Origin of the sequence: Streptococcus mitis (assembly GCF_023109105.1) — a bacterium.
Taxonomy (GTDB): domain Bacteria; phylum Bacillota; class Bacilli; order Lactobacillales; family Streptococcaceae; genus Streptococcus; species Streptococcus mitis_BW.
The window spans coordinates 1-21,789 of record NZ_JALDTZ010000023.1; the positions used below are offsets into that span (position 1 = coordinate 1).

20 protein-coding genes and 1 pseudogene are annotated in these 21,789 nt (G+C 42.4%); 13 read left to right on the top strand and 8 right to left on the bottom strand.

The genetic code is table 11. From position 1 onward, the window contains the following. Nucleotides 1-67: 67 nt before the first annotated feature. Nucleotides 68-203, bottom strand: a pseudogene (locus tag M1F37_RS09435) (transposase); the annotation flags it as partial. 318 nt (nucleotides 204-521) lie between these two features. On the opposite strand from M1F37_RS09435, the gene M1F37_RS09440 reads away from it, so the two are divergent. From M1F37_RS09440 to pepC, 7 genes are all read left to right on the top strand, one after another. Continuing rightward, nucleotides 522-4,913: a PolC-type DNA polymerase III gene (locus M1F37_RS09440; protein ID WP_247935613.1), complete on the top strand. Its 4,392-nt coding sequence runs from the start codon at nucleotides 522-524 to the stop codon at nucleotides 4,911-4,913. Nucleotides 4,914-4,950: 37 nt separating this feature from the next. Next, nucleotides 4,951-5,628: a hypothetical protein gene (locus M1F37_RS09445; protein ID WP_247935614.1), complete on the top strand. Its 678-nt coding sequence runs from the start codon at nucleotides 4,951-4,953 to the stop codon at nucleotides 5,626-5,628. Between the two features lie 13 nt (nucleotides 5,629-5,641). Further along, on the top strand, nucleotides 5,642-5,794 hold the full coding sequence (locus M1F37_RS09450; RefSeq protein WP_247935615.1) for a hypothetical protein: 153 nt from the start codon (nucleotides 5,642-5,644) through the stop codon (nucleotides 5,792-5,794). A 24-nt stretch (nucleotides 5,795-5,818) separates the two neighbouring features. Beyond that, nucleotides 5,819-7,060 (top strand): aminopeptidase, encoded by a 1,242-nt coding sequence (locus tag M1F37_RS09455; protein WP_247935616.1) that lies wholly within the window; start codon nucleotides 5,819-5,821, stop codon nucleotides 7,058-7,060. A 9-nt stretch (nucleotides 7,061-7,069) separates the two neighbouring features. Next, entirely contained in the window at nucleotides 7,070-7,300 is a 231-nt protein-coding gene (locus M1F37_RS09460; protein ID WP_247935617.1) for a GlsB/YeaQ/YmgE family stress response membrane protein, read from the top strand. A gap of 269 nt (nucleotides 7,301-7,569) precedes the next feature. Continuing rightward, on the top strand, nucleotides 7,570-8,292 hold the full coding sequence (locus tag M1F37_RS09465; protein ID WP_247935628.1) for a pseudouridine synthase: 723 nt from the start codon (nucleotides 7,570-7,572) through the stop codon (nucleotides 8,290-8,292). A 111-nt stretch (nucleotides 8,293-8,403) separates the two neighbouring features. After that, nucleotides 8,404-9,738, top strand: a complete 1,335-nt coding sequence (gene pepC, locus M1F37_RS09470) for a C1 family peptidase (RefSeq protein WP_247935618.1) — start codon at nucleotides 8,404-8,406, stop codon at nucleotides 9,736-9,738. Here the strand turns inward: pepC and M1F37_RS09475 are convergent. The 6 genes from M1F37_RS09475 to M1F37_RS09500 all read right to left on the bottom strand — a co-directional run bounded on the left by M1F37_RS09475 (nucleotide 9,678) and on the right by M1F37_RS09500 (nucleotide 15,087). Next, nucleotides 9,678-9,926: a hypothetical protein gene (locus tag M1F37_RS09475; protein ID WP_247935619.1), complete on the bottom strand. Its 249-nt coding sequence runs from the start codon at nucleotides 9,924-9,926 to the stop codon at nucleotides 9,678-9,680. The genes pepC and M1F37_RS09475 overlap by 61 nt on opposite strands. A 63-nt stretch (nucleotides 9,927-9,989) precedes the next feature. Further along, entirely contained in the window at nucleotides 9,990-10,901 is a 912-nt protein-coding gene (locus M1F37_RS09480) for a PTS system mannose/fructose/sorbose family transporter subunit IID (RefSeq protein WP_000136858.1), read from the bottom strand. Between the two features lie 14 nt (nucleotides 10,902-10,915). Next, nucleotides 10,916-11,728, bottom strand: a complete 813-nt coding sequence (locus M1F37_RS09485) for a PTS mannose/fructose/sorbose transporter subunit IIC (protein WP_001280328.1) — start codon at nucleotides 11,726-11,728, stop codon at nucleotides 10,916-10,918. A 76-nt stretch (nucleotides 11,729-11,804) separates the two neighbouring features. Next, nucleotides 11,805-12,794, bottom strand: coding sequence for a PTS sugar transporter subunit IIB (locus M1F37_RS09490; protein WP_247935620.1), 990 nt, complete (start codon nucleotides 12,792-12,794; stop codon nucleotides 11,805-11,807). A gap of 236 nt (nucleotides 12,795-13,030) precedes the next feature. After that, nucleotides 13,031-14,050, bottom strand: coding sequence for an alcohol dehydrogenase AdhP (adhP, locus tag M1F37_RS09495; RefSeq protein WP_247935621.1), 1,020 nt, complete (start codon nucleotides 14,048-14,050; stop codon nucleotides 13,031-13,033). 224 nt (nucleotides 14,051-14,274) lie between these two features. Continuing rightward, a complete protein-coding gene (locus M1F37_RS09500) occupies nucleotides 14,275-15,087 on the bottom strand; it encodes a Cof-type HAD-IIB family hydrolase (protein ID WP_247935622.1) in 813 nt (270 codons plus the stop codon). A 189-nt stretch (nucleotides 15,088-15,276) separates the two neighbouring features. Here M1F37_RS09500 and M1F37_RS09505 point away from each other — a divergent pair, with 189 nt between their 5' ends. The 6 genes from M1F37_RS09505 to folB all read left to right on the top strand — a co-directional run bounded on the left by M1F37_RS09505 (nucleotide 15,277) and on the right by folB (nucleotide 21,237). After that, on the top strand, nucleotides 15,277-16,695 hold the full coding sequence (locus M1F37_RS09505; RefSeq protein ID WP_247935623.1) for an NCS2 family permease: 1,419 nt from the start codon (nucleotides 15,277-15,279) through the stop codon (nucleotides 16,693-16,695). A gap of 52 nt (nucleotides 16,696-16,747) precedes the next feature. Next, a complete protein-coding gene (locus M1F37_RS09510; protein ID WP_247935624.1) occupies nucleotides 16,748-17,455 on the top strand; it encodes a CPBP family intramembrane glutamic endopeptidase in 708 nt (235 codons plus the stop codon). Between the two features lie 93 nt (nucleotides 17,456-17,548). After that, nucleotides 17,549-18,523, top strand: a complete 975-nt coding sequence (gene folP / locus M1F37_RS09515; protein WP_247935625.1) for a dihydropteroate synthase — start codon at nucleotides 17,549-17,551, stop codon at nucleotides 18,521-18,523. A 1-nt stretch (nucleotide 18,524) separates the two neighbouring features. Then, nucleotides 18,525-19,823, top strand: coding sequence for a bifunctional folylpolyglutamate synthase/dihydrofolate synthase (locus M1F37_RS09520; RefSeq protein WP_247935626.1), 1,299 nt, complete (start codon nucleotides 18,525-18,527; stop codon nucleotides 19,821-19,823). A 3-nt stretch (nucleotides 19,824-19,826) separates the two neighbouring features. Then, entirely contained in the window at nucleotides 19,827-20,381 is a 555-nt protein-coding gene (gene folE / locus M1F37_RS09525; RefSeq protein WP_075228722.1) for a GTP cyclohydrolase I FolE, read from the top strand. 43 nt (nucleotides 20,382-20,424) lie between these two features. Further along, on the top strand, nucleotides 20,425-21,237 hold the full coding sequence (folB, locus tag M1F37_RS09530; RefSeq protein ID WP_247935627.1) for a dihydroneopterin aldolase: 813 nt from the start codon (nucleotides 20,425-20,427) through the stop codon (nucleotides 21,235-21,237). 44 nt (nucleotides 21,238-21,281) lie between these two features. Here folB and M1F37_RS09535 read toward each other — a convergent pair whose 3' ends face one another. After that, nucleotides 21,282-21,599, bottom strand: a complete 318-nt coding sequence (locus M1F37_RS09535; protein ID WP_033681210.1) for a DUF960 domain-containing protein — start codon at nucleotides 21,597-21,599, stop codon at nucleotides 21,282-21,284. Nucleotides 21,600-21,789 lie beyond the last annotated feature (190 nt).

Below are 21,789 nucleotides of genomic sequence, written 5' to 3' on the forward strand. Positions count from 1 at the left end.
ATGGGACTTTTTTTCTACAACAAAATAGGCTCCATAATATCCATAGGGGATTTACCCACTACAAATATTATAGAGCCAATTTTCTCCTTTCTTTTTTGATGTTCAGAGCGATAAAAATCCGTTTTTTTGAAGTTTTCAAAATTCCGAAAACCAAAGGTATTGCGTTTGATAAGTTTGGTGAGATTATTCGTCACCTCCAGCTTGGGGATGATTTCTTTGTGTGTATCCCTATTGATGATATCCATAGATTAGATATTAGGGTCTTTAATGTCAAGCAATTTTGTGATAAAATGTAATTGTTCCATATGAGTCTTTCTAATGAGTTGTTTTGTCGCTTTTCATTATAGGTCATATGGAACTTTTTTCTACACAAAAATAGGCTCCATAATATCCCTAGGGGATTTACCCACTACAAATATTATAGGAGCATTTGTCGAAAGTAGCAGTCTTTAAGGAAGGATACTAGCTATATATTTTTTTAAATATGGTAAAATAGTAGGAGAATAATGTGAGGAAATTGAATGTCAAATAGTTTTGAAATTTTGATGAATCAACTGGGGATGCCTGCTGAAATGAGACAGGATTCTGCTTTAGCACAGGCTGATATTGAGCGAGTTGTGGTTCATAAAATTAGTAAGGTATGGGAGTTTCATTTCGTATTTTCTAATATTTTACCGATTGAAATCTTTTTAGAATTAAAGAGAGGTTTGAGTGAAGAATTTTCTAAGACAGGGAATAAAGCTGTTTTCGAAATCAAGGCACTGTCTCAAGAATTTTCAAGCCAACTCTTACAATCCTATTATATAGAGGCTTTTTCTGAGGGGCCATGTGCTAGTCAAGGTTTTAAATCGCTTTATCAGAATTTGCAAGTTCGTGCTGAGGGGAATCAACTATTTATTGAAGGTTCTGAGGCGATTGATAAGGAACATTTTAAGAAGAATCATCTTCCTAATTTAGCTAAACAACTTGAAAAGTTTGGTTTTCCAACTTTTAACTGTCAAGTAGAGAAGAATGATGCCCTGACCCAGGTGCAGGAAGAGGCCTTTCATGCTGAAAATGAGCAGATTGTTCAAGCTGCCAATGAAGAAGCGCTTCGTGCTATGGAACAACTAGAACAGATGGCACCACCTCCAGCGGAAGAGAAATCAGCCTTTGATTTTCAAGCGAAAAAAGCTACAGCTAAACCAAAGCTGGACAAGGCGGAGATTACTCCTATGATTGAAGTGACGACTGAGGAAAATCGTCTGGTCTTTGAAGGGGTTGTTTTTGATGTGGAGCAAAAAGTGACCAGAACAGGGCGCGTTTTGATTAACTTTAAAATGACGGACTATACTTCAAGTTTTTCTATGCAAAAGTGGGTTAAGAACGAGGAAGAGGCTCAAAAATTTGATCTAATTAAGAAAAATTCTTGGCTACGAGTTCGTGGGAATGTGGAGATGAATAACTTCACACGCGATTTGACTATGAACGTGCAGGATGTGCAGGAAGTTGTTCATTATGAGCGAAAGGATTTGATGCCAGAAGGTGAGCGTCGGGTTGAGTTTCATGCTCATACTAACATGTCGACCATGGATGCTTTGCCAGAGGTTGAAGAAATCGTTGCGACAGCTGCTAAGTGGGGACACAAGGCGGTTGCCATCACGGACCATGGGAATGTCCAGTCCTTCCCACATGGTTATAAGGCGGCTAAGAAAGCGGGAATCCAGCTGATCTATGGTATGGAAGCCAATATCGTGGAGGACCGTGTCCCTATCGTCTATAACGAAGTGGAGATGGACTTGTCAGAAGCGACCTACGTGGTTTTTGACGTGGAAACCACAGGACTTTCAGCTATCTATAATGATTTGATTCAGGTTGCGGCATCTAAGATGTACAAGGGGAATATCATTGCTGAATTTGATGAATTTATCAATCCTGGGCATTCCTTGTCAGCTTTTACTACTGAGCTGACTGGAATTACAGATGACCATGTCAAAAATGCCAAACCACTAGAACAAGTTTTGCAAGAATTTCAAGAGTTTTGTAAGGATACAGTCTTAGTTGCCCATAATGCTACATTTGACGTTGGCTTTATGAATGCCAATTATGAGCGTCATGGTCTTCCTAAAATTAGCCAGCCAGTTATTGATACGCTGGAGTTTGCTAGAAATCTCTATCCTGAGTATAAGCGTCATGGTTTGGGGCCTTTGACCAAGCGTTTTGGTGTGGCTTTGGAACATCACCACATGGCCAACTACGATGCGGAAGCTACAGGTCGCCTGCTTTTCATCTTTATCAAAGAGGTAGCAGAAAAACATGGTGTGACCGATTTGGCTAGACTCAACATTGATTTGATTAGTCCAGATTCTTATAAAAAAGCTCGAATCAAGCATGCGACCATCTATGTCAAGAATCAGGTAGGTCTAAAAAATATCTTTAAGCTGGTTTCTTTATCCAATACCAAGTACTTTGAAGGGGTGCCTCGGATTCCGAGGACAGTGCTAGATGCCCATCGGGAGGGCTTGATTTTGGGGTCTGCTTGCTCGGAGGGTGAAGTTTTTGACGCGGTTGTTTCCCAAGGTGTGGATGCGGCGGTTGAGGTGGCCAAGTATTATGACTTTATCGAGGTCATGCCACCAGCTATCTATGCTCCCTTGATTGCTAAGGAGCAGGTCAAGGATATGGAGGAACTTCAGACCATTATCAAGAGTTTGATAGAGGTTGGAGACCGTCTTGGTAAGCCTGTTCTGGCTACGGGAAATGTCCATTATATCGAACCGGAAGAAGAAATTTATCGTGAAATTATCGTCCGTAGTTTGGGACAGGGGGCTATGATTAACCGGACTATTGGTCATGGCGAACATGCCCAACCAGCACCACTTCCCAAGGCTCATTTTAGAACGACCAATGAAATGTTGGATGAATTTGCCTTCTTGGGAGAGGATTTGGCTCGTAAACTGGTTATTGAAAATCCCAATGCCTTGGCAGATACTTTTGAACCTGTTGAAGTTGTTAAGGGTGACTTGTACACGCCTTTCATCGATAAGGCTGAAGAAACAGTCGCTGAGTTGACCTATAAGAAAGCTTTTGAGATTTATGGAAATCCGTTGCCAGATATTGTTGATTTGCGGATTGAAAAAGAATTGACTTCCATTTTGGGGAATGGATTTGCCGTGATTTATCTGGCTTCCCAGATGTTGGTGCAACGTTCTAATGAACGGGGCTACTTGGTTGGTTCTCGTGGGTCTGTCGGATCTAGTTTCGTTGCGACCATGATTGGGATTACGGAGGTCAATCCTCTCTCTCCTCACTATGTCTGTGGTCAGTGTCAGTATAGTGAGTTTATCACAGATGGTTCTTACGGTTCAGGATTTGATATGCCCAATAAGGACTGTCCAAACTGTGGTCACAAACTCAGCAAAAATGGGCAAGATATTCCTTTCGAGACCTTCCTTGGTTTTGATGGAGACAAGGTTCCCGATATTGACTTGAACTTCTCAGGAGAAGACCAACCTAGTGCCCACTTGGATGTGCGTGATATCTTTGGTGAGGAATATGCCTTCCGTGCAGGAACAGTTGGTACGGTGGCTGCTAAGACTGCTTATGGATTTGTCAAGGGTTTCGAGCGAGATTATGGCAAGTTTTATCGTGATGCAGAGGTAGAACGCCTCGCTCAAGGTGCAGCTGGTGTCAAGCGGACAACGGGACAACACCCGGGGGGGATCGTTGTTATTCCTAACTACATGGATGTTTACGACTTTACGCCTGTCCAGTATCCAGCAGATGACGTGACGGCTGAATGGCAGACCACTCACTTTAACTTCCATGATATCGACGAGAACGTCCTCAAACTCGATGTACTGGGACATGATGATCCGACCATGATTCGAAAACTTCAGGACTTGTCTGGGATTGACCCTAATGAAATTCCTATGGATGACGAAGGCGTGATGGCACTCTTTTCTGGGACTGATGTGTTAGGGGTAACACCTGAGCAAATAGGGACGCCTACGGGGATGTTGGGTATTCCAGAGTTTGGAACCAACTTTGTCCGAGGCATGGTCGATGAAACCCATCCGACAACTTTTGCGGAGTTGCTTCAGTTGTCAGGGTTGTCCCATGGTACCGACGTTTGGCTGGGGAATGCCCAAGATCTGATTAAGCAAGGAATAGCAGACCTATCGACTGTTATCGGTTGTCGGGACGACATCATGGTTTACCTCATGCATGCTGGTCTCGAACCTAAGATGGCCTTTACCATCATGGAACGGGTGCGTAAAGGCTTATGGCTCAAAATCTCTGAAGAAGAGCGCAATGGTTATATCGAAGCTATGAAGGCCAACAATGTTCCTGAGTGGTATATCGAATCTTGTGGAAAAATCAAGTACATGTTCCCTAAAGCCCATGCGGCAGCCTACGTTATGATGGCCTTGCGTGTAGCTTACTTCAAGGTTCACCATCCTATTTATTACTACTGTGCTTACTTCTCCATCCGTGCTAAGGCTTTTGATATCAAGACCATGGGTGCAGGCTTGGATGCCATCAAACGTAGAATGGAAGAAATCTCTGAAAAACGGAAGAACAATGAAGCCTCTAATGTGGAAATTGACCTCTATACAACTCTTGAGATTGTCAATGAGATGTGGGAGCGTGGTTTCAAGTTTGGCAAACTTGATCTCTACCGTAGTCAGGCGACAGAGTTCCTTATCGATGAGGATACCCTCATTCCACCATTTGTAGCAATGGATGGTCTGGGAGAGAACGTTGCCAAGCAGTTGGTGCGAGCGCGTGAAGAGGGAGAATTCCTCTCTAAAACAGAACTACGCAAACGTGGTGGCCTCTCATCAACCTTGGTTGAAAAGATGGATGAAATGGGCATTCTCGGCAATATGCCAGAGGATAACCAGCTCAGTCTGTTTGATGATTTGTTTTGATGGATTCAACGATCCTCGCTCGGTTTGAGGTTGGCTAATGATAGAAAAGAAAAAAAGAGCAACGCCCTGGAAATCAGGGAAAGTTATTTCCATACGCTTACGAAATGGCGTTTATATCTTAGCGCAAATGGTGCGAGAACCCTATCTAGTATTTTTTAACCATTTTAACGAGGAAAATAACTGGAAGGGTGTGACCTTGAAAGAGGAGGATATCCTCTTTTGTAAGGCTGTTACTCGCCAATTTCTACGCTACAGTCCTATAACGATTGTTAAAAATCTTGAGCCCTTGTTAGATTATGGATTACCCAAAGAATGGATCTATAGTCATATTGGAGGTCATCCTATTACTGTTTCGGTAAAGGGAAGGGAGCGCCAACTTGCTGGTTTTGGTAGACGGTGTTCTTTGGTTCTGGCGGATAAAGACAGTGGACTACCAGAAGATAATCCACTTATGGGACTCTTCCAATCCTATATCATATCAGATATCAAAGAACAGGATTGGGATCGGGTAGGTCAGGCTGAACTCATGTCTATTGAAGTATTTCCAACACTCAACGAACGTCTCTATCTTTGCTTTCTTTGTGGGAAAAATATAAATCCAGAACAAGATATCTCTTTAGGAAAGCCTCTACTTGATGACTATGAAACCTATATAGATATCCTCAAAAATAGTTCAGAAGCACGACATCTCTATCTAGGAGAGAATGAAGAATAAGAAAGGACATTTCATGAAACTAAGAATTTTTGCGGAAGACAAGCCGGCTGAGAAGGTATTTGAGTATCAATTAGAACTTGCTGATCAGACAATTCTTTTGTCGACAGCACTCTTGTCAGGCGCTATTGCACTAGCAGGGCTACTCTCTGCTTTACATAAAAACTAAAAAATATAGAAAAGAGAAAACAAAATGGTTTTACCAAATTTTAAAGAAAATCTAGAAAAATACGCTAAGCTCTTAGTTGCAAACGGAGTGAAGGTGCAACCTGGTCACACTTTGGCTCTCTCTATCGATGTGGAGCAACGTGAGTTGGCTCACTTAATCGTCAAAGAAGCCTATGCACTTGGAGCGCACGAAGTTATCGTTCAATGGGCAGATGACTTTGTAAACCGTGAGAAATTCCTCCACGCGCCGATGGAGCGTTTGGACAATGTGCCAGAATACAAGATTGCTGAGATGAATTACCTTCTTGAAAACAAAGCGAGTCGTCTCGGTGTCCGTTCTTCTGACCCAGGTGCCTTGAACGGAGTGGACGCTGAAAAGCTTTCAGCTTCTGCTAAAGCTATGGGAATTGCCATGAAGCCAATGCGTATTGCAACACAATCCAACAAGGTTAGCTGGACTGTAGCAGCCGCAGCTGGACTCGAGTGGGCTAAGAAGGTCTTTCCAAATGCGGCTAGTGACGAAGAAGCAGTGGACCTCCTTTGGGACCAAATCTTCAAGACTTGCCGTGTCTACGAAGAAGATCCTGTTAAGGCTTGGGAAGAGCATGCAGCTATCCTTAAGAGTAAAGCTGATATGCTCAATAAAGAGCAATTTTCAGCCCTTCACTACACAGCGCCAGGGACAGATTTGACACTTGGCTTGCCAAAGAACCACGTTTGGGAATCAGCTGGGGCTATCAATGCACAGGGCGAAGGATTCTTGCCAAATATGCCGACAGAGGAAGTTTTCACAGCGCCTGACTTCCGTCGTGCAGATGGTTATGTAACCTCTACAAAACCACTTAGCTATAACGGAAATATCATCGAAGGCATTAAAGTAACCTTCAAGGATGGACAAATCGTAGATATCATTGCTGAGAAGGGTGATCAAGTTATGAAGGACCTTGTCTTTAAGAATGCTGGTGCGCGTGCCTTGGGTGAATGTGCCTTAGTACCAGATCCAAGTCCAATTTCTCAGTCAGGCATTACCTTCTTTAACACTCTTTTCGATGAAAATGCTTCAAATCACCTGGCTATCGGTGCTGCCTATGCGACTAGCGTCGTTGGTGGTGCAGAAATGACTGAAGAAGAGCTTGAAGCTGCGGGGCTTAACCGTTCAGATGTTCACGTAGACTTTATGATTGGGTCTAGTCAAATGGATATCGATGGTATCCGTGAGGATGGAACACGTGTGCCTCTCTTCCGTAACGGAGATTGGGCAAATTAAGGAGCCAAGATGATAGGAAGTATGTTTGTCGGCCTTTTAATCGGACTACTAGCAGGGGCTATCACTAATCGTGGAGAACGTATGGGTTGCTTTGGAAAAATGTTTCTCGGTTGGATTGGTGCCTTTCTGGGTCACTTGCTCTTTGGAACTTGGGGGCCAGTTTTATCAGGAACAGCTATTATCCCAGCAATTTTAGGTGCCATGATTGTTTTAGCTATTTTTTGGAGACGAGGAAGTTAATTTCCTAAATCTGATACTCAATGAAAATCAAAAAGCAAACTAGGAAGCTAGCCGCAGGCTGCTCAAAGCACTGCTTTGCGGTTGTAGATAGAACTGACGAAGTCAGCTCAAAACACTGTTTTGAGGTTGCAGATGGAACTGACGAAGTCAGTAACCATACCTACGGCAAGGTGAAGCTGACGTGGTTTGAAGAGATTTTCGAAGAGTATGAGACGAAAAGGAGGTTGGTCATTGAACCAGCCTCCTTTTTAGTGTGGTATAATAGTTCTATGAGATTAGATAAATTTTTAGTTGCCTGCGCTGTGGGGAGCCGAACTGAGGTCAAAAACTTGCTCAAGGCTGGGCGTGTGACGGTAAATGGTAAAAAAGAAAAATCAGCTAAATTGCAGGTTGATGAAGAAAGAGATGAGATTCGCTTTGATGGGCAAGTACTGGAGTATGAAGAGTTTGTCTATTACATGATGAACAAGCCCCAAGGTGTTATTTCAGCGACTGAGGATCCCAAGCACAGAACTGTTCTGGACTTGTTGGATGACTTGGCTCGGAGCAAGGAAGTTTTCCCAGTCGGGCGCTTGGATATGGACACGCATGGCCTTTTGCTCTTGACTAATGATGGTCAGTTGGCCCATGCTCTTCTTTCACCTAAGCGTCATGTGGACAAGACGTATCTGGCTCAGGTCAAGGGAATTATGACCCAAGAAGATGTGGAGACATTTGCCAAGGGAATTCCTCTCAAAGACTTTACTTGTCAACCTGCTAGATTGGAGCTTGTATCCATAGATCCAGAAAAGAATCAAAGCCAAATCCGTGTGACCATTGCAGAAGGGAAATTCCACCAGGTCAAACGGATGGTGGCCTACTGTGGCAAGGAAGTGGTGGACCTACAACGTTTGGCTATGGGCACTTTAGCCTTGGATGAGAACTTAGAACGAGGAGAATGGCGTCGCTTGACCAAGGAGGAATTAGAAAATCTTCTTGCTAGTATTGCTTAATTTGCTTTATCTTAGGAAAGGTGAGGGACAATCTCCTTGCCTTTTATGTTTTTCAGTTGCTTCCTTTGTGAAAAGCGTTATAATAGACTGTAGAGTATAAAGGAGGATTTTATGAACGCGATTCAAGAATCATTTACAGATAAACTATTTGCCAATTATGAAGCAAATGTCAAATACCAAGCGATTGAAAATGCTGCTAGTCACAATGGAATTTTTGCAGCCCTAGAACGTCGCCAAAGCCATGTAGATAACACGCCCGTTTTCTCATTGGATTTGACCAAGGATAAGGTAACTAACCAGAAAGCGTCTGGTCGTTGCTGGATGTTTGCAGCTCTCAACACTTTCCGCCACAAACTCATTTCACAATACAAATTGGAAAACTTTGAGTTGTCACAGGCTCACACTTTCTTCTGGGACAAGTATGAGAAATCAAACTGGTTCTTGGAGCAAGTCATTGCGACTGCAGACCAAGACTTGACCAGTCGTAAGGTTAAATTCCTACTTCAAACACCACAACAAGACGGTGGTCAGTGGGATATGGTCGTTTCTCTTTTCGAGAAATACGGTGTTGTTCCCAAGTCAGTTTATCCTGAGTCTGTTTCATCTAGCAGTAGCCGTGAACTAAATGCCATTCTCAACAAATTGCTTCGTCAAGATGCTCAAATTTTGCGTGACTTGCTTGCTTCTGGTGCAGACCAAGCGACTGTTCAAGCTAAGAAAGAAGACCTCTTGCAAGAAATTTTTAACTTCCTTGCCATGTCATTAGGACTTCCGCCACGTAAATTTGACTTTGCTTATCGCGATAAGGATAACAACTACCAAAGCGAAAAGGGTATTACACCACAAGAATTTTACAAGAAATATGTCAATCTTCCTCTAGAGGACTATGTTTCTGTTATCAATGCCCCAACTGCTGACAAGCCTTACGGCAAATCTTACACAGTTGAGATGTTGGGGAATGTCGTTGGTAGCCGTGCAGTTCGCTACATCAACGTGCCGATGGAACGCTTGAAAGAATTAGCGATTGCCCAAATGCAAGCAGGAGAGACTGTTTGGTTTGGTTCTGATGTCGGCCAACTCAGCAACCGCAAAGCTGGAATCCTTGCGACAGATGTTTATGACTTTGAATCAAGCATGGATATTAAACTCACTCAAGACAAGGCTGGACGTTTGGACTACAGTGAAAGCTTAATGACCCACGCTATGGTCTTGACAGGTGTGGATTTGGATGAAAATGGTAAGTCAACCAAGTGGAAGGTTGAAAACTCATGGGGAGACAAGGTCGGTACAGATGGTTACTTTGTTGCCTCAGACGCTTGGATGGATGAATACACTTACCAAATCGTTGTTCGCAAAGAATTGCTGACAACAGAAGAACAAGCTGCCTATGAAGCAGAACCAATTGTACTTGCACCATGGGACCCAATGGGAGCCTTGGCTGAATAATACTCTTCAAAAATCTCTTCAAACCACGTCAACGTCGCCTTGGCGTAGGTATGGTTACTGACTTCGTCAGTTCTATCTGCAACCTCAAAACAGTGTTTTGAGCTGACTTCGTCAGTCTTATCTACAACCTCAAAGCAGTGCTTTGAGCAACCAGCGGCTAGCTTCCTAGTTTGCTCTTTGATTTTCATTGAGTATAAAAGCATAGAAAAAAGGAATCAGGTTTAGAACCTGGTTCCTTTTGAGTTGCTTGATTACATGATACCGAAGAAACGAGCTGCGATACCTACTGCAAAGAGTGCAAGGATGATTGAGATTGGAGATACTTTTTTCTTAAGTAACCACATGCAAAGGAAAGTAAGGAGAAGTCCCATCAATCCTGGAATCAATGAGTTCAACTGACCTTGAAGGGTTTGTGGTTGAATCTTATCTAAGCTCAATCCACCAAGTGCTTGACCAAGGATACCTTTCAATTCAGCACCTGATACAGGACCTTCCGGGAAGTTGATGTAGGCACCTTCAGCCAATTGTTTACCTGGAAGATTAACAGTGAAGTTAATAGATACCCAACGTTGTACAAGAACGGCAAGGATGAACATACCAAGGATAGAAGCACCTTTAGTGATGTCTTTCAAGATACCACCAGACATGTCTTTAGTGATTTCAGATCCAGCCTTGTATCCAAACTCTTGTGTGTACCATAGGAAGGCCATACGGATCGCATTCCATCCGAAGAAGAAGAGAAGTGGACCTACAAGGTTACCAGATGCAGCAAGTGATGCACCAAGAGCTCCAAGGATAGGACGAACTGTAAACCAGAATACTGGGTCACCGATACCAGCAAGAGGTCCCATCATACCGATTTTAACCCCTTGGATAGCAGCGTCGTCGATTTCAACACCGTTAGCACGTTCTTCTTCAAGTGCAAGAGTAACTCCCATGATTGGAGCAGCTACGTATGGGTGAGTGTTGAAGAACTCAAGGTGACGCTCAAGAGCAGCCGCTTGGTCTTCTTTAGTAGTGTACAATTTTTTGATAGCTGGGATCAATGAGTAAGCCCAACCCAAGTTTTGCATACGCTCGTAGTTCCAAGAACCTTGAAGGAATTGTGAACGCCACCAAACTTTTTTACGATCTGATTTTGATAATTGAAGTTTTTCAGTCATGATTGTTCCCCTTTCTAGTAGTCTTCTAGGATATCACCGATTGGGTCGTTAGAAGTCGCAGCTCCGCCGCCACCGTTACCACCTTGTTTTGAAAGGTTAAGGTAGATGAAGGCAAGGGCAACACCGACTACACCAAGGGCAATCAAAGTCAATTGAGAAATGGCAGCGAAAGCAAAACCGATTGCGAAGAATGGCCATACTTCACGAGTTGCCATCATGTTGATAACCATAGCGTAACCAACGGCAACGACCATAGCACCACCGACAGCCATACCACCGTTCAACCAGTCTGGCATCAATTTAAGAGCATCTTGAACGGCAGAAGCTGGGATAGCGATAAGGAAAGCAGCAGGGATTGCAATACGAAGACCTTGAAGAAGAAGTGCAATAAAGTGAGCACGTTCAACAGCTGCAATATTTCCTTCTTTAGCAGCAGCATCAGCAGTGTGAACCAAACCAACTGAGATTGTACGAACAATCATTGTCAAGAAAAGTCCAGCTACGGCAAGAGGGATAGCTGTTGCTGTTGCAACGGCGATACCTTCAGTAGTAAAGTTACCACCTTTGATCAAGATGATTGCTGCAGCAACAGATGCAAGAGCAGCGTCAGGAGCTACGGCAGCTCCGATGTTTGCCCAACCAAGGGCGATCATTTGAAGTGATCCACCAAGCATAACACCTGCTTCGAGGTTACCAGTTGCAAGTCCGATAAGGGTACATGCGACGATTGGTTGATGGAATTGGAATTGGTCGAGGATACCTTCAAGACCTGCAAGGAAGGCAACAACTACAACCAAGACAGCAGAAATAATTGAAATATCTGACATGGTTTTATTCCTTTTCTATTTAATGATAATAAAGTGAAAAATTTTCTTAGAATTCTTCGATAGTTATTGATGTCTATTATTGAACGTTGGCTTTGTTAATCAAGTCAAACAAATCTTTTTTGGTGTCGTTTGGTACTTTACGTACGTCAAATTCAACACCGAGGTCACGCATTTTCTCAAATGTAGCAACATCTTCTTTGTCCATAGACAAAACGTTGTTGATCATTGTTTTACCAGTTGAGTGAGCCATTGATCCGACGTTAAGAGTCTTGATTGGCACACCACCTTCGATGGCACGAAGGGCATCTTGAGGTGTTTCAAACAAGATAAGGGCATGTGTTTCTCCAAAACGTGGGTCTTTTGAAACCTCAATCAATTTTTGGATTGGTACAACATTGGCTCTTACTCCGTTAGGAGCCGCTTGTTTGATCAATTCTTTACGAAGATCGTCGTTGGCAACGTTATCTGAAGCAACGATGATACGGTTTGCTTTTGAATCTGGAGTCCAAGCAGTTGCAACTTGACCGTGAAGGAGACGTGTGTCAAGACGGGCAAGATTGATTTTGAGTTTTCCATCTCCGATAACAGTTCCTTCTGGGATAGCAGCTTGAGCAACTGGAGCAGCTGCAGCACTAGCAACTTCTTCAACTGGATTTAACTCTTCTGGAAGAGCTTTGATGCCATCTTTGGCTTCTTTGATAATATTCGCAGCAACTTTTTCCACACCTGCTGTAGCGTCCATGAGGCGCTCTGTATAGGCTTGGATTAACATCGGTAAGTTAAGTCCTGTGATGATGGCAAACTTACGATCAGGATTTTCTCCCATCACGCGACTAGCTTGGTTGAATGGAGAACCACTCCAAAGGTCAGCCAAAACTAGCACCTCATCTTCTGCGTCAAATGCAGCCACAGCGTTGTTAAATTTAGCATATAGGTCATCTGGACCTTCGTTTGGCATAAAGGTTACAACTTGAACCTTTTCTTGTTCACCAAAAATCATTGATCCTGACTGATGAATACCTGCAGCGAATTCACCGTGGCTCGCAATAATGATTCCGATACTCATTATTGTCATTCCTCCTTATAAAATGTTGTGCTCATTGTTTAAGAAAACTTTAAGACTAGATAAGTATAAACCGTTTTCATATAAAAAGCAACTATTTAACATAAAAAAATTAAAAGGTTTCCTTTGAAAATGTTGATATATTAAACTTTCGAGAGGTAATATTGAATCCCTATTTAAAAATTTAATATAAAAAAGTTGGAAGCGCATTCCAACTTTTAAAATAGGTTTTTATTAGATTAGTGGGTGAAGTCGAGTACCATACGTCCTTGGATTTGACCTTTTTCCATTTCGTCAAAAATGGCTACGGCATCTTCGACTGGGCGTTTTTGGACAACTGGAACTACTAAACCTTCTGCACCGAATTGGAAGGCTTCTTCCAAGTCTTTACGAGTTCCAACAAGAGAACCGATGACTTGGATTCCATCTAGAACGGTTTTCACGATGCTGAGTTCCATCATTTCAGAAGGGAGACCAACAGCGACTACGCGACCACCAGCACGAACTGAGTCAACAGCCTGGTTGAAGGCAACTTTAGATACAGCAGTTACGACAGCTGAATGAGCTCCACCATCAGTTTTTTCCTTGATGAGTCCAGGTACATCTTCAACTTCGAGGCCGTTAATAACAATGTCAGCGCCTACTTCTTTTGCAAGGGCAAGTTTGTCGTTATTGATATCAACTGCGATGACATGAGCATTGAATACTTTTTTAGCATATTGAACAGCTAGATTTCCAAGTCCACCAGCACCGTAAAGAACAACCCATTGGCCAGGTTCAACTTTTGCTTCTTTTATAGCTTTATAGGTTGTTACACCAGCACATGTGATAGAAGAAGCTTGGGCTGGATCAAGTCCATCAGGAACTTTGACGGCATAGTCTGCAGTTACGATACATTGTTCAGCCATACCACCGTCTACTGAGTAGCCAGCATTTTTTACTGTACGGCAAAGGGTTTCGCGTCCGGTTGTACAATATTCACACATGCCACAGCCTTCAAAGAACCAAGCTACGCTGACACGGTCGCCAACTTTTAGGCTCTTAACATCAGGAGCGATTTCTTTTACGATACCAATCCCTTCGTGACCGAGAACACGTCCTGGAACTTTTCCAAAGTCACCATGGGCAACGTGGAGGTCTGTATGGCAAACACCACAATACTCAACTTCAACAAGTGCTTCCCCAGTTTCAAGTGGACGGAGTACTTTTTCTTCAATAGCAACACCAGTGCTTTCTGGATTTACAACAACAGCTTTCATAGCTATCCTCCTTGATATTAACTGAGAGCAGGAGAGACAGGACTGGATTGATTTTGTATCAACAGAGTCGAGTGTGACGAGCTCTCTTGTATTTGTATGTGAATTATATCACAAAAGAAAGCCTTTTCCAAGGTTTTGGAGGCAAAAAGTAGAACAATCGATTAACTGGTTGATTAGACTGTGAAAAGAGCACAAAGACCAGCTCGCAAGCTGGACAGTATGGACTATAAGAATAGGTCTTGCAGGGTTTTGGCAACCCCATCTTGGTCATTGGTTAGGGCGATTTGCTCATCCGCATAGGGGAGCAGGTCTGGATTGGCATTTTTCATGGCATAGCCTTTTCCAGCAAAAGCTAGCATTTCGGTATCATTGTGTTCATCTCCAAAGGCAATCAAATCCTTTTTATCACGGTTCATTACCTTAAGCAAGTAGTTCAAAGCAAAGGCCTTATTGACCCCTTTTGGGGTACACTCAAGGATATTGAGCGGACCTCCCCATGTATTGATAGACAGTTGATGCTGGTAGAAGGCGTTCATTTCTTTTGCTAGTGCATATTTGTCACTGGCTCTGGTCTGCAAGAGGATACAGTTAGGATTCTTGGTCACCAATTCGGGTTGAAATTGATCTTCAGGCTGGAAAGCTTCTACACCAAATAGTTTGGGATTGGCAATTTCTTCATTGGGATTTGTAATATAGAATTTTTTACGATATTCTCCAGCGATAAAATCAGCTTGAATGTCCTCTGAACGTTGAACCATATCTAGCAGATATTTTTTGTCTACCGTCAAACACTTTTCAAAGTCCCAAACTTGGTCTGGTAAATGAGTAAGAGAGCCGTTGAAATTAATCATAGGAGTGTCTAAGTCTAGTTCACGGTAGAAATCTTTTGACATACGGTAAGGGCGACCTGTTGTAATAATAACCTGATGCCCCTTTTCAGTAACTTTTTTAATGGTTTCTTTGGTAAAGTCAGAAATCTGACTGTTTGAGTTGAGCAAGGTTCCATCCAGGTCAACTGCAATAATTTTTTTCGTCATATGGACCTTTCTAGTGTCTTTACAGATAAGATGTCTTCTATTATAACAAAAAGCAGATAGAAAAGCAGATTCCAAACAAAAAATGAAATTGGACCAATTTCTTAAATAAATCAAACAAAGATATTGAAAAAGTGAATGATAAATGATATAATTCTATTATTGTTCGTAAAAATTAAAAGGAGATTGATAATGGACAAATTATTTAAACTAAAAGAGAACGGTACAGACGTTCGTACAGAGGTTCTCGCTGGTTTAACAACTTTCTTTGCAATGAGCTATATTCTCTTTGTAAACCCACAAATTCTTTCGCAAACAGGAATGCCTGCTCAGGGTGTCTTCCTAGCAACGATTATTGGTTCTGTGGTAGGAACTCTTATGATGGCTTTTTATGCCAACTTACCATATGCCCAAGCGCCAGGTATGGGACTGAATGCCTTCTTTACCTTTACAGTTGTCTTTGGACTTGGTTATTCATGGCAAGAAGCTTTGGCTATGGTCTTCATTTGTGGTCTCATTTCATTGATTATTACTTTGACAAATGTACGCAAAATGATTATTGAATCCATTCCTACTGCTCTTCGTTCAGCTATTTCAGCGGGTATTGGTGTCTTCCTTGCCTACGTGGGAATTAAGAATGCTGGACTTTTGAAATTTACGATTGATCCAGGTAACTATACTGTTTTAGGAGAAGGGGCTGACAAAGCTCAAGCAACGATTGCAGCAAATGCTTCAGCAGTTCCAGGATTGGTTGACTTCAATACTCCAGCTGTTTTGGTAGCTCTTGCAGGACTTGCTATTACTATCTTCTTTGTCATTAAAGGGATTAAGGGAGGGATTATCCTTTCTATCTTAACAACAACTGTTCTTGCTATTGCAGTTGGTTTAGTTGATTTGTCTAGCATTGATTTTTCAAATAATCACTTGGGTGCTGCGGTAGAAGATTTGAAGAAAATTTTTGGTGCAGCTCTTGGTTCAGAAGGTTTGGGAGCTTTGATTTCAGATACAGCTCGCTTACCTGAGACTCTTATGGCTATTCTAGCCTTCTCGTTAACAGATATTTTCGATACAATTGGTACTCTAATTGGTACTGGTGAAAAAGTTGGAATCATTGCTTCTAAAGGTGAGAACAAGGAATCAGTTAAATTGGACAAAGCTCTTTATTCTGATTTAATTGCTACAACAATTGGTGCAGTAGCTGGTACTTCAAACGTAACGACTTATGTTGAGTCTGCTGCAGGTATCGGTGCAGGTGGACGTACTGGTTTGACAGCCTTGGTTGTGGCTATCTGTTTTGCAATTTCAAGCTTCTTTAGCCCACTTCTTGCTATCGTACCAACATCTGCTACAGCTCCAATCTTAATTATTGTTGGGATTATGATGTTGGCTAGCTTGAAAAATATTCATTGGGATGATATGGCTGAAGCGGTTCCTGCCTTCTTCACATCTATCTTTATGGGATTCAGCTACTCTATCACTCAAGGGATTGCAGTTGGTTTCTTGACTTACACTTTGACTAAACTTGTCAAAGGTCAAGCTAAAGATGTTCATGTAATGATTTGGATTTTGGATGCTTTGTTTATCCTTAACTACATCAGCATGGCCTTATAATAGGATAACCCAGGGGGATTTTCCCCCTTTTTTAATACAAAGGAGATAGGTGATGAAAGAGAAAAATATGTGGAAAGAATTATTGAATCGTGCAGGCTGGCTGTTAATCTTTTTGCTGGCGACAATTTTATATCAGATTCCTATAGGGGTTACTGCTATTTTAACTTTAAATGCAGTACCACTGTTACAGTCAGGACTGATAGTTGCTGGTATTTCGATTGTGGTTCTGGCACTATTTATTATTGGAGCTCGTAAAACGCAATTAGCAAGTTTTAATTTTTCTTTTTTTAGAGCTAAGGATTTGGCACGATTGGGATTAAGTTATTTAGTTATTATCGGGTCAAATATACTTGGTTCGATCCTGTTGCAACTGTCAAATGAGACGACAACAGGTAACCAGTCTCAGGTTAATGCTATGGTTCAGAATAGTTCTCTGATTTCCAGTTTCTTCTTGCTAGCCTTGCTTGCTCCGATTTGTGAGGAAATCTTGTGCCGGGGGATTGTTCCTAAAAAGATTTTTCGAGGCAAGGAGAGTTGGGGATTTGTAGTTGGTACGATTGTGTTTGCTTTATTGCATCAACCAAGTAATTTACCTTCTTTATTGATTTATGGAGGTATGTCAATCGTTCTATCTTGGACAGCTTACAAGACCCAACGTTTGGAAATGTCTATCTTGCTTCACATGATTGTTAATGGGGTGGCCTTCTGTTTGTTGGCTCTTGTGGTAATCATGAGTCGGACATTAGGGATTTCTGTTTAAGATATTTGACAATTGCTTGCTTGTTTCTACTGGGAGAAAGATGAATGCAATCGTGTCCATCTTTTTCTTTTTATGGTAAAATAGAGAAATAATATGGTGAAAAACCTTGAGGGAGTGACCAATATGTCAAGTAAAGCCAATCACGCAAAGATAGCTATTTGCGGAATTATTAATGTAACCCCAGACTCCTTTTCGGACGGTGGTCAATTTTTTGCTCTTGAGCAGGCGCTCCAGCAGGCTCGTAAATTGATAGCAGAAGGAGCCAGCATGCTTGATATCGGTGGAGAATCAACTCGGCCGGGAAGTAGCTATGTTGAGATAGAAGAAGAAATCCAGCGTGTTGTTCCAGTGATCAAAGCTATTCGCAAGGAAAGTGATGTCCTTATTTCCATCGATACTTGGAAAAGTCAGGTAGCAGAGGCTGCTTTGGCTGCTGGTGCTAATCTAGTCAATGATATTACTGGACTCATGGGTGATGAAAAAATGGCTCATGTGGTAGCTAAGGCTAGAGCGAAAGTGGTCATCATGTTTAATCCAGTCATGGCTCGACCTCATCACCCTAGCTCGCTCATATTCCCTCATTTTGGATTTGGTCAAGCTTTTACAGAGGAAGAATTAGCTACCTTTGAAAAACTGCCAATCGAAGAGTTGATGGAGGCTTTCTTTGAACGAGCACTAGCGAGAGCAAATCAAGCTGGGATTGCACAAGAAAATATCCTGTTGGACCCAGGAATTGGTTTTGGGCTGACTAAGAAAGAAAATCTGCTTCTTTTACGGGACCTGGATAGACTACATCAGAAAGGCTATCCAATCTTTCTTGGAGTGTCGCGCAAGCGGTTTGTCATCAATATCCTTGAAGAAAATGGTTTTGAAGTCAATCCTGAGACAGAAATTGGTTTCCGCAATCGAGACACGGCTTCGGCTCATGTAACTAGTATCGCTGCGAGACAGGGTGTAGAAGTGGTGCGCGTGCACGACGTAGCTAGTCACAGGATGGCAGTTGAAATTGCCTCCGCTATTCGTCTTGCTGATGAAGCGGAAAATCTAGATTTAAAACAATATAAATAAGATGAAAGAAATCGAAAACAATCAGTGGATTGCTAACTACCGGACGGACCAACCGCATTTTGGCTTGGAACGAATGGTGGAGTTGTTAGCTTTGCGTGGCAATCCCCATCTCAAACTCAAGGTCATCCATATCGGAGGGACCAATGGTAAGGGTTCGACCATTGCTTTTTTGAAAAATATGCTAGAAAAGCTAGGTCTGAGAGTTGGTGTTTTCAGCTCGCCCTATCTCATTCATTACACAGACCAGATTAGCATCAATGGGGAATCCATTCCCGAAGCTAGGCTAGAAGCCCTCATGGCAGACTATCAGTCTTTGCTGGAGGGAGAAGTGGTTGCCAATTTGCAGGGGACAACCGAGTTTGAGATTATCACAGCTTTGGCCTATGACTACTTTGCTTCAGAGCAAGTAGATGTGGCCATCATGGAAGTGGGTATGGGTGGACTTTTGGATAGTACTAATGTTTGCCAGCCCATTTTAACAGGCATCACAACCATTGGACTGGACCATGTAGCCCTACTTGGTGACACCTTGGAAGCCATAGCAGAGCAGAAGGCTGGGATTATCAAACGAGGAATTCCCTTGGTGACAGGTCGTATGGCTCCAGAAGCTTTGGCTGTGATTGACCGCATTGCGGAAGGGAAAGATGCGCCGAGACTTGCCTACGGGACAGATTATCAGATTCGTCATCAAAAGAGTGTGGTGACAGGGGAAGTTTTTGACTATACAAGTTCTCTCAGACAAGGTCACTTCCAGACTGGCCTGCTTGGTTTACACCAGATTGAGAATGCTGGGATGGCCATAGCTTTACTTGATACTTTTTGTCAAGAGGATGGTCGAGAGTTACCAGCTAATACCTTGCTTGCTCAAGCTTTGGAAGAAACAAGTTGGCCGGGGCGTTTGGAAGTCGTGTCTAGAGAACCCTTGATGATTTTGGATGGGGCCCATAATCCCCATGCTATCAAGGCTTTAGTAGAAACATTGCAAGAACGATTTGCGGATTATCATAAGGCAATCCTCTTTACTTGTATTAAAACTAAGGCTTTAGAGGACATGTTAGACTTATTAGACACTTTGCCAGATACGGAACTGATCCTCACTCACTTTGAGGATGATCGGGCGACTGACGAAGAGGTGCTAAAAGAAGCAGCCCATTCTAGAAATCTCAACTATCAAAGTTGGAGAGAATTTCTAGATCAAAAAATAACAGAAAATGAAGAGAAAAAAACAGTTAGGATAGTTACGGGCTCCTTGTATTTCTTGAGCCAAGTGAGAGCCTATCTGATGGAGAGGAAAAATTAGAGAATGGATACACAAAAGATTGAAGAAGCTGTAAAAATGATCATCGAAGCAGTTGGTGAGGATGTAAATCGCGAGGGCTTGCAGGAAACACCTGCTCGTGTAGCTCGTATGTACCAAGAGATTTTTTCAGGTCTTGGTCAAACGGCGGAAGAACATTTATCAAAATCCTTTGAGATTATCGATGATAACATGGTAGTAGAAAAGGATATCTTTTTCCACACTATGTGTGAGCACCACTTCTTGCCATTTTATGGGAAAGCGCATATTGCCTACATCCCAGATGGCCGTGTGGCAGGTTTATCTAAGCTAGCCCGTACGGTTGAAGTTTATTCAAAAAAACCACAAATTCAAGAACGTTTGAATATCGAAGTGGCCGATGCCTTGATGGAGTATCTAGGCGCTAAAGGAGCCTTTGTTGTTATTGAGGCGGAACATATGTGTATGAGCATGCGTGGTGTCAGAAAACCAGGTACTGCAACCTTGACGACAGTAGCTCGTGGTCTATTTGAAACAGATAAGGACCTCCGCGACCAGGCTTATCGTTTAATGGGGCTATAAAAAAGAATCCGCTTTGGGCGGATTTTTCTAGAAAGGACTAGTTATGGATCAACTGCAGATTAAGGATTTGGAAATTTTTGCCTATCATGGTCTTTTTCCCAGTGAGAAAGAATTGGGGCAGAAGTTTGTCGTTTCAGCCATCCTATCCTATGATATGACTAAGGCGGCTACAGACTTGGATTTAACAGCCTCTGTCCATTACGGAGAATTGTGTCAGCAGTGGACGACTTGGTTTCAGGAAACAACTGAGGATTTGATTGAAACGGTAGCCTATAAACTGGTAGAACGTACTTTTGAGGCCTATCCTCTTGTCCAAGAAATTAAGTTGGAACTCAAAAAACCTTGGGCGCCAGTGCATTTGCCACTAGATACTTGCTCGGTAACCATTCATCGCCGTAAGCAACGGGCTTTTATTGCTCTAGGAAGCAATATGGGGGATAAGCAAGCAAACTTGAAGCAAGCCATTGAGAAAATGCGATTTCGTGGCATCCATATTCTCAAAGAGTCCAGTGTCTTGACGACGGAGCCTTGGGGTGGTGTGGAGCAGGATAGCTTTGCCAATCAAGTGGTTGAGGTGGAAACCTGGTTGCCTGCTCCAGTCTTGTTAGAGACCTTGTTAGCCATTGAGTCAGAGATGGGACGGGTGAGAGAAGTGCATTGGGGACCCCGTTTGATTGACTTGGACTTGCTCTTTGTGGAGGACCAGGTCATTTATACAGACAACCTCATCTTGCCTCATCCCTATATAGCGGAACGCCTTTTTGTTCTTGAATCTCTTCAAGAAATTGCGCCTCATTTTATCCATCCTACATTAAATCAACCTATTCGCAACTTGTATGATGCTTTGAAAAAATAGAAAAACTCTAGTTTTCAGTCGTTTGTAACTGAAGGCTAGAGTTTTTAAAATAGGTCATTTTCTTCTGGGAGGAGGATAGTTTCTCTACCATCCATGTCTAAAACCAGCACTCTTGGCGGATAAAGAGGGTCGAAAGGGTGGTTAAAGTCAAAATCAATGGCTGTAGGGAGGTGTTGACTTGAAAAATGGAAGGTGATTTTTCCATGGTTATTGAGCAATTGAAACTCGAGTTCTTCTTCCAATTCAAAGACATTTTTTAGGAAATGGTCAATAATATACCAAAAAGAGTCAATAACATCATCAGGTAAGCTGGTAACAATGCCAAAACTAGCCGACCGCATGTGGGTATTGGTAAAAGCCATATTTCTGTCCCCCTTTCTTTTCCCTTATCATACAGCAAATAGGATTAAAAATCAAGAAAAGGTGATTTTTTCTTCATAAACATAGTTTTCTATGAAATTTTTGCTAAATTCCTAAACTAAGTTCCATCGCTAATTCAAGTGGAAGTTAGTCTGATAAAAACCCTAAAAACCAGTGGCAATCCGTGTCAAG

Coding starts and splice junctions, on each gene's coding strand:
- M1F37_RS09445 (WP_247935614.1), top strand. CDS start 4,951: ATGATAGAAAAGAAAAAAAGAGCAACGCCCTGGAAATCAGGGAAAGTT.
- folE (WP_075228722.1), top strand. CDS start 19,827: ATGGATACACAAAAGATTGAAGAAGCTGTAAAAATGATCATCGAAGCA.
- M1F37_RS09490 (WP_247935620.1), bottom strand. CDS start 12,794: ATGAGTATCGGAATCATTATTGCGAGCCACGGTGAATTCGCTGCAGGT.
- M1F37_RS09475 (WP_247935619.1), bottom strand. CDS start 9,926: ATGAAAATCAAAGAGCAAACTAGGAAGCTAGCCGCTGGTTGCTCAAAG.
- M1F37_RS09485 (WP_001280328.1), bottom strand. CDS start 11,728: ATGTCAGATATTTCAATTATTTCTGCTGTCTTGGTTGTAGTTGTTGCC.
- M1F37_RS09465 (WP_247935628.1), top strand. CDS start 7,570: ATGAGATTAGATAAATTTTTAGTTGCCTGCGCTGTGGGGAGCCGAACT.
- M1F37_RS09460 (WP_247935617.1), top strand. CDS start 7,070: ATGATAGGAAGTATGTTTGTCGGCCTTTTAATCGGACTACTAGCAGGG.
- M1F37_RS09520 (WP_247935626.1), top strand. CDS start 18,525: ATGAAAGAAATCGAAAACAATCAGTGGATTGCTAACTACCGGACGGAC.
- M1F37_RS09440 (WP_247935613.1), top strand. CDS start 522: ATGTCAAATAGTTTTGAAATTTTGATGAATCAACTGGGGATGCCTGCT.
- folB (WP_247935627.1), top strand. CDS start 20,425: ATGGATCAACTGCAGATTAAGGATTTGGAAATTTTTGCCTATCATGGT.
- M1F37_RS09505 (WP_247935623.1), top strand. CDS start 15,277: ATGGACAAATTATTTAAACTAAAAGAGAACGGTACAGACGTTCGTACA.
- M1F37_RS09500 (WP_247935622.1), bottom strand. CDS start 15,087: ATGACGAAAAAAATTATTGCAGTTGACCTGGATGGAACCTTGCTCAAC.
- M1F37_RS09455 (WP_247935616.1), top strand. CDS start 5,819: ATGGTTTTACCAAATTTTAAAGAAAATCTAGAAAAATACGCTAAGCTC.
- M1F37_RS09480 (WP_000136858.1), bottom strand. CDS start 10,901: ATGACTGAAAAACTTCAATTATCAAAATCAGATCGTAAAAAAGTTTGG.
- folP (WP_247935625.1), top strand. CDS start 17,549: ATGGTGAAAAACCTTGAGGGAGTGACCAATATGTCAAGTAAAGCCAAT.
- M1F37_RS09450 (WP_247935615.1), top strand. CDS start 5,642: ATGAAACTAAGAATTTTTGCGGAAGACAAGCCGGCTGAGAAGGTATTT.
- pepC (WP_247935618.1), top strand. CDS start 8,404: ATGAACGCGATTCAAGAATCATTTACAGATAAACTATTTGCCAATTAT.
- adhP (WP_247935621.1), bottom strand. CDS start 14,050: ATGAAAGCTGTTGTTGTAAATCCAGAAAGCACTGGTGTTGCTATTGAA.
- M1F37_RS09535 (WP_033681210.1), bottom strand. CDS start 21,599: ATGGCTTTTACCAATACCCACATGCGGTCGGCTAGTTTTGGCATTGTT.
- M1F37_RS09510 (WP_247935624.1), top strand. CDS start 16,748: ATGAAAGAGAAAAATATGTGGAAAGAATTATTGAATCGTGCAGGCTGG.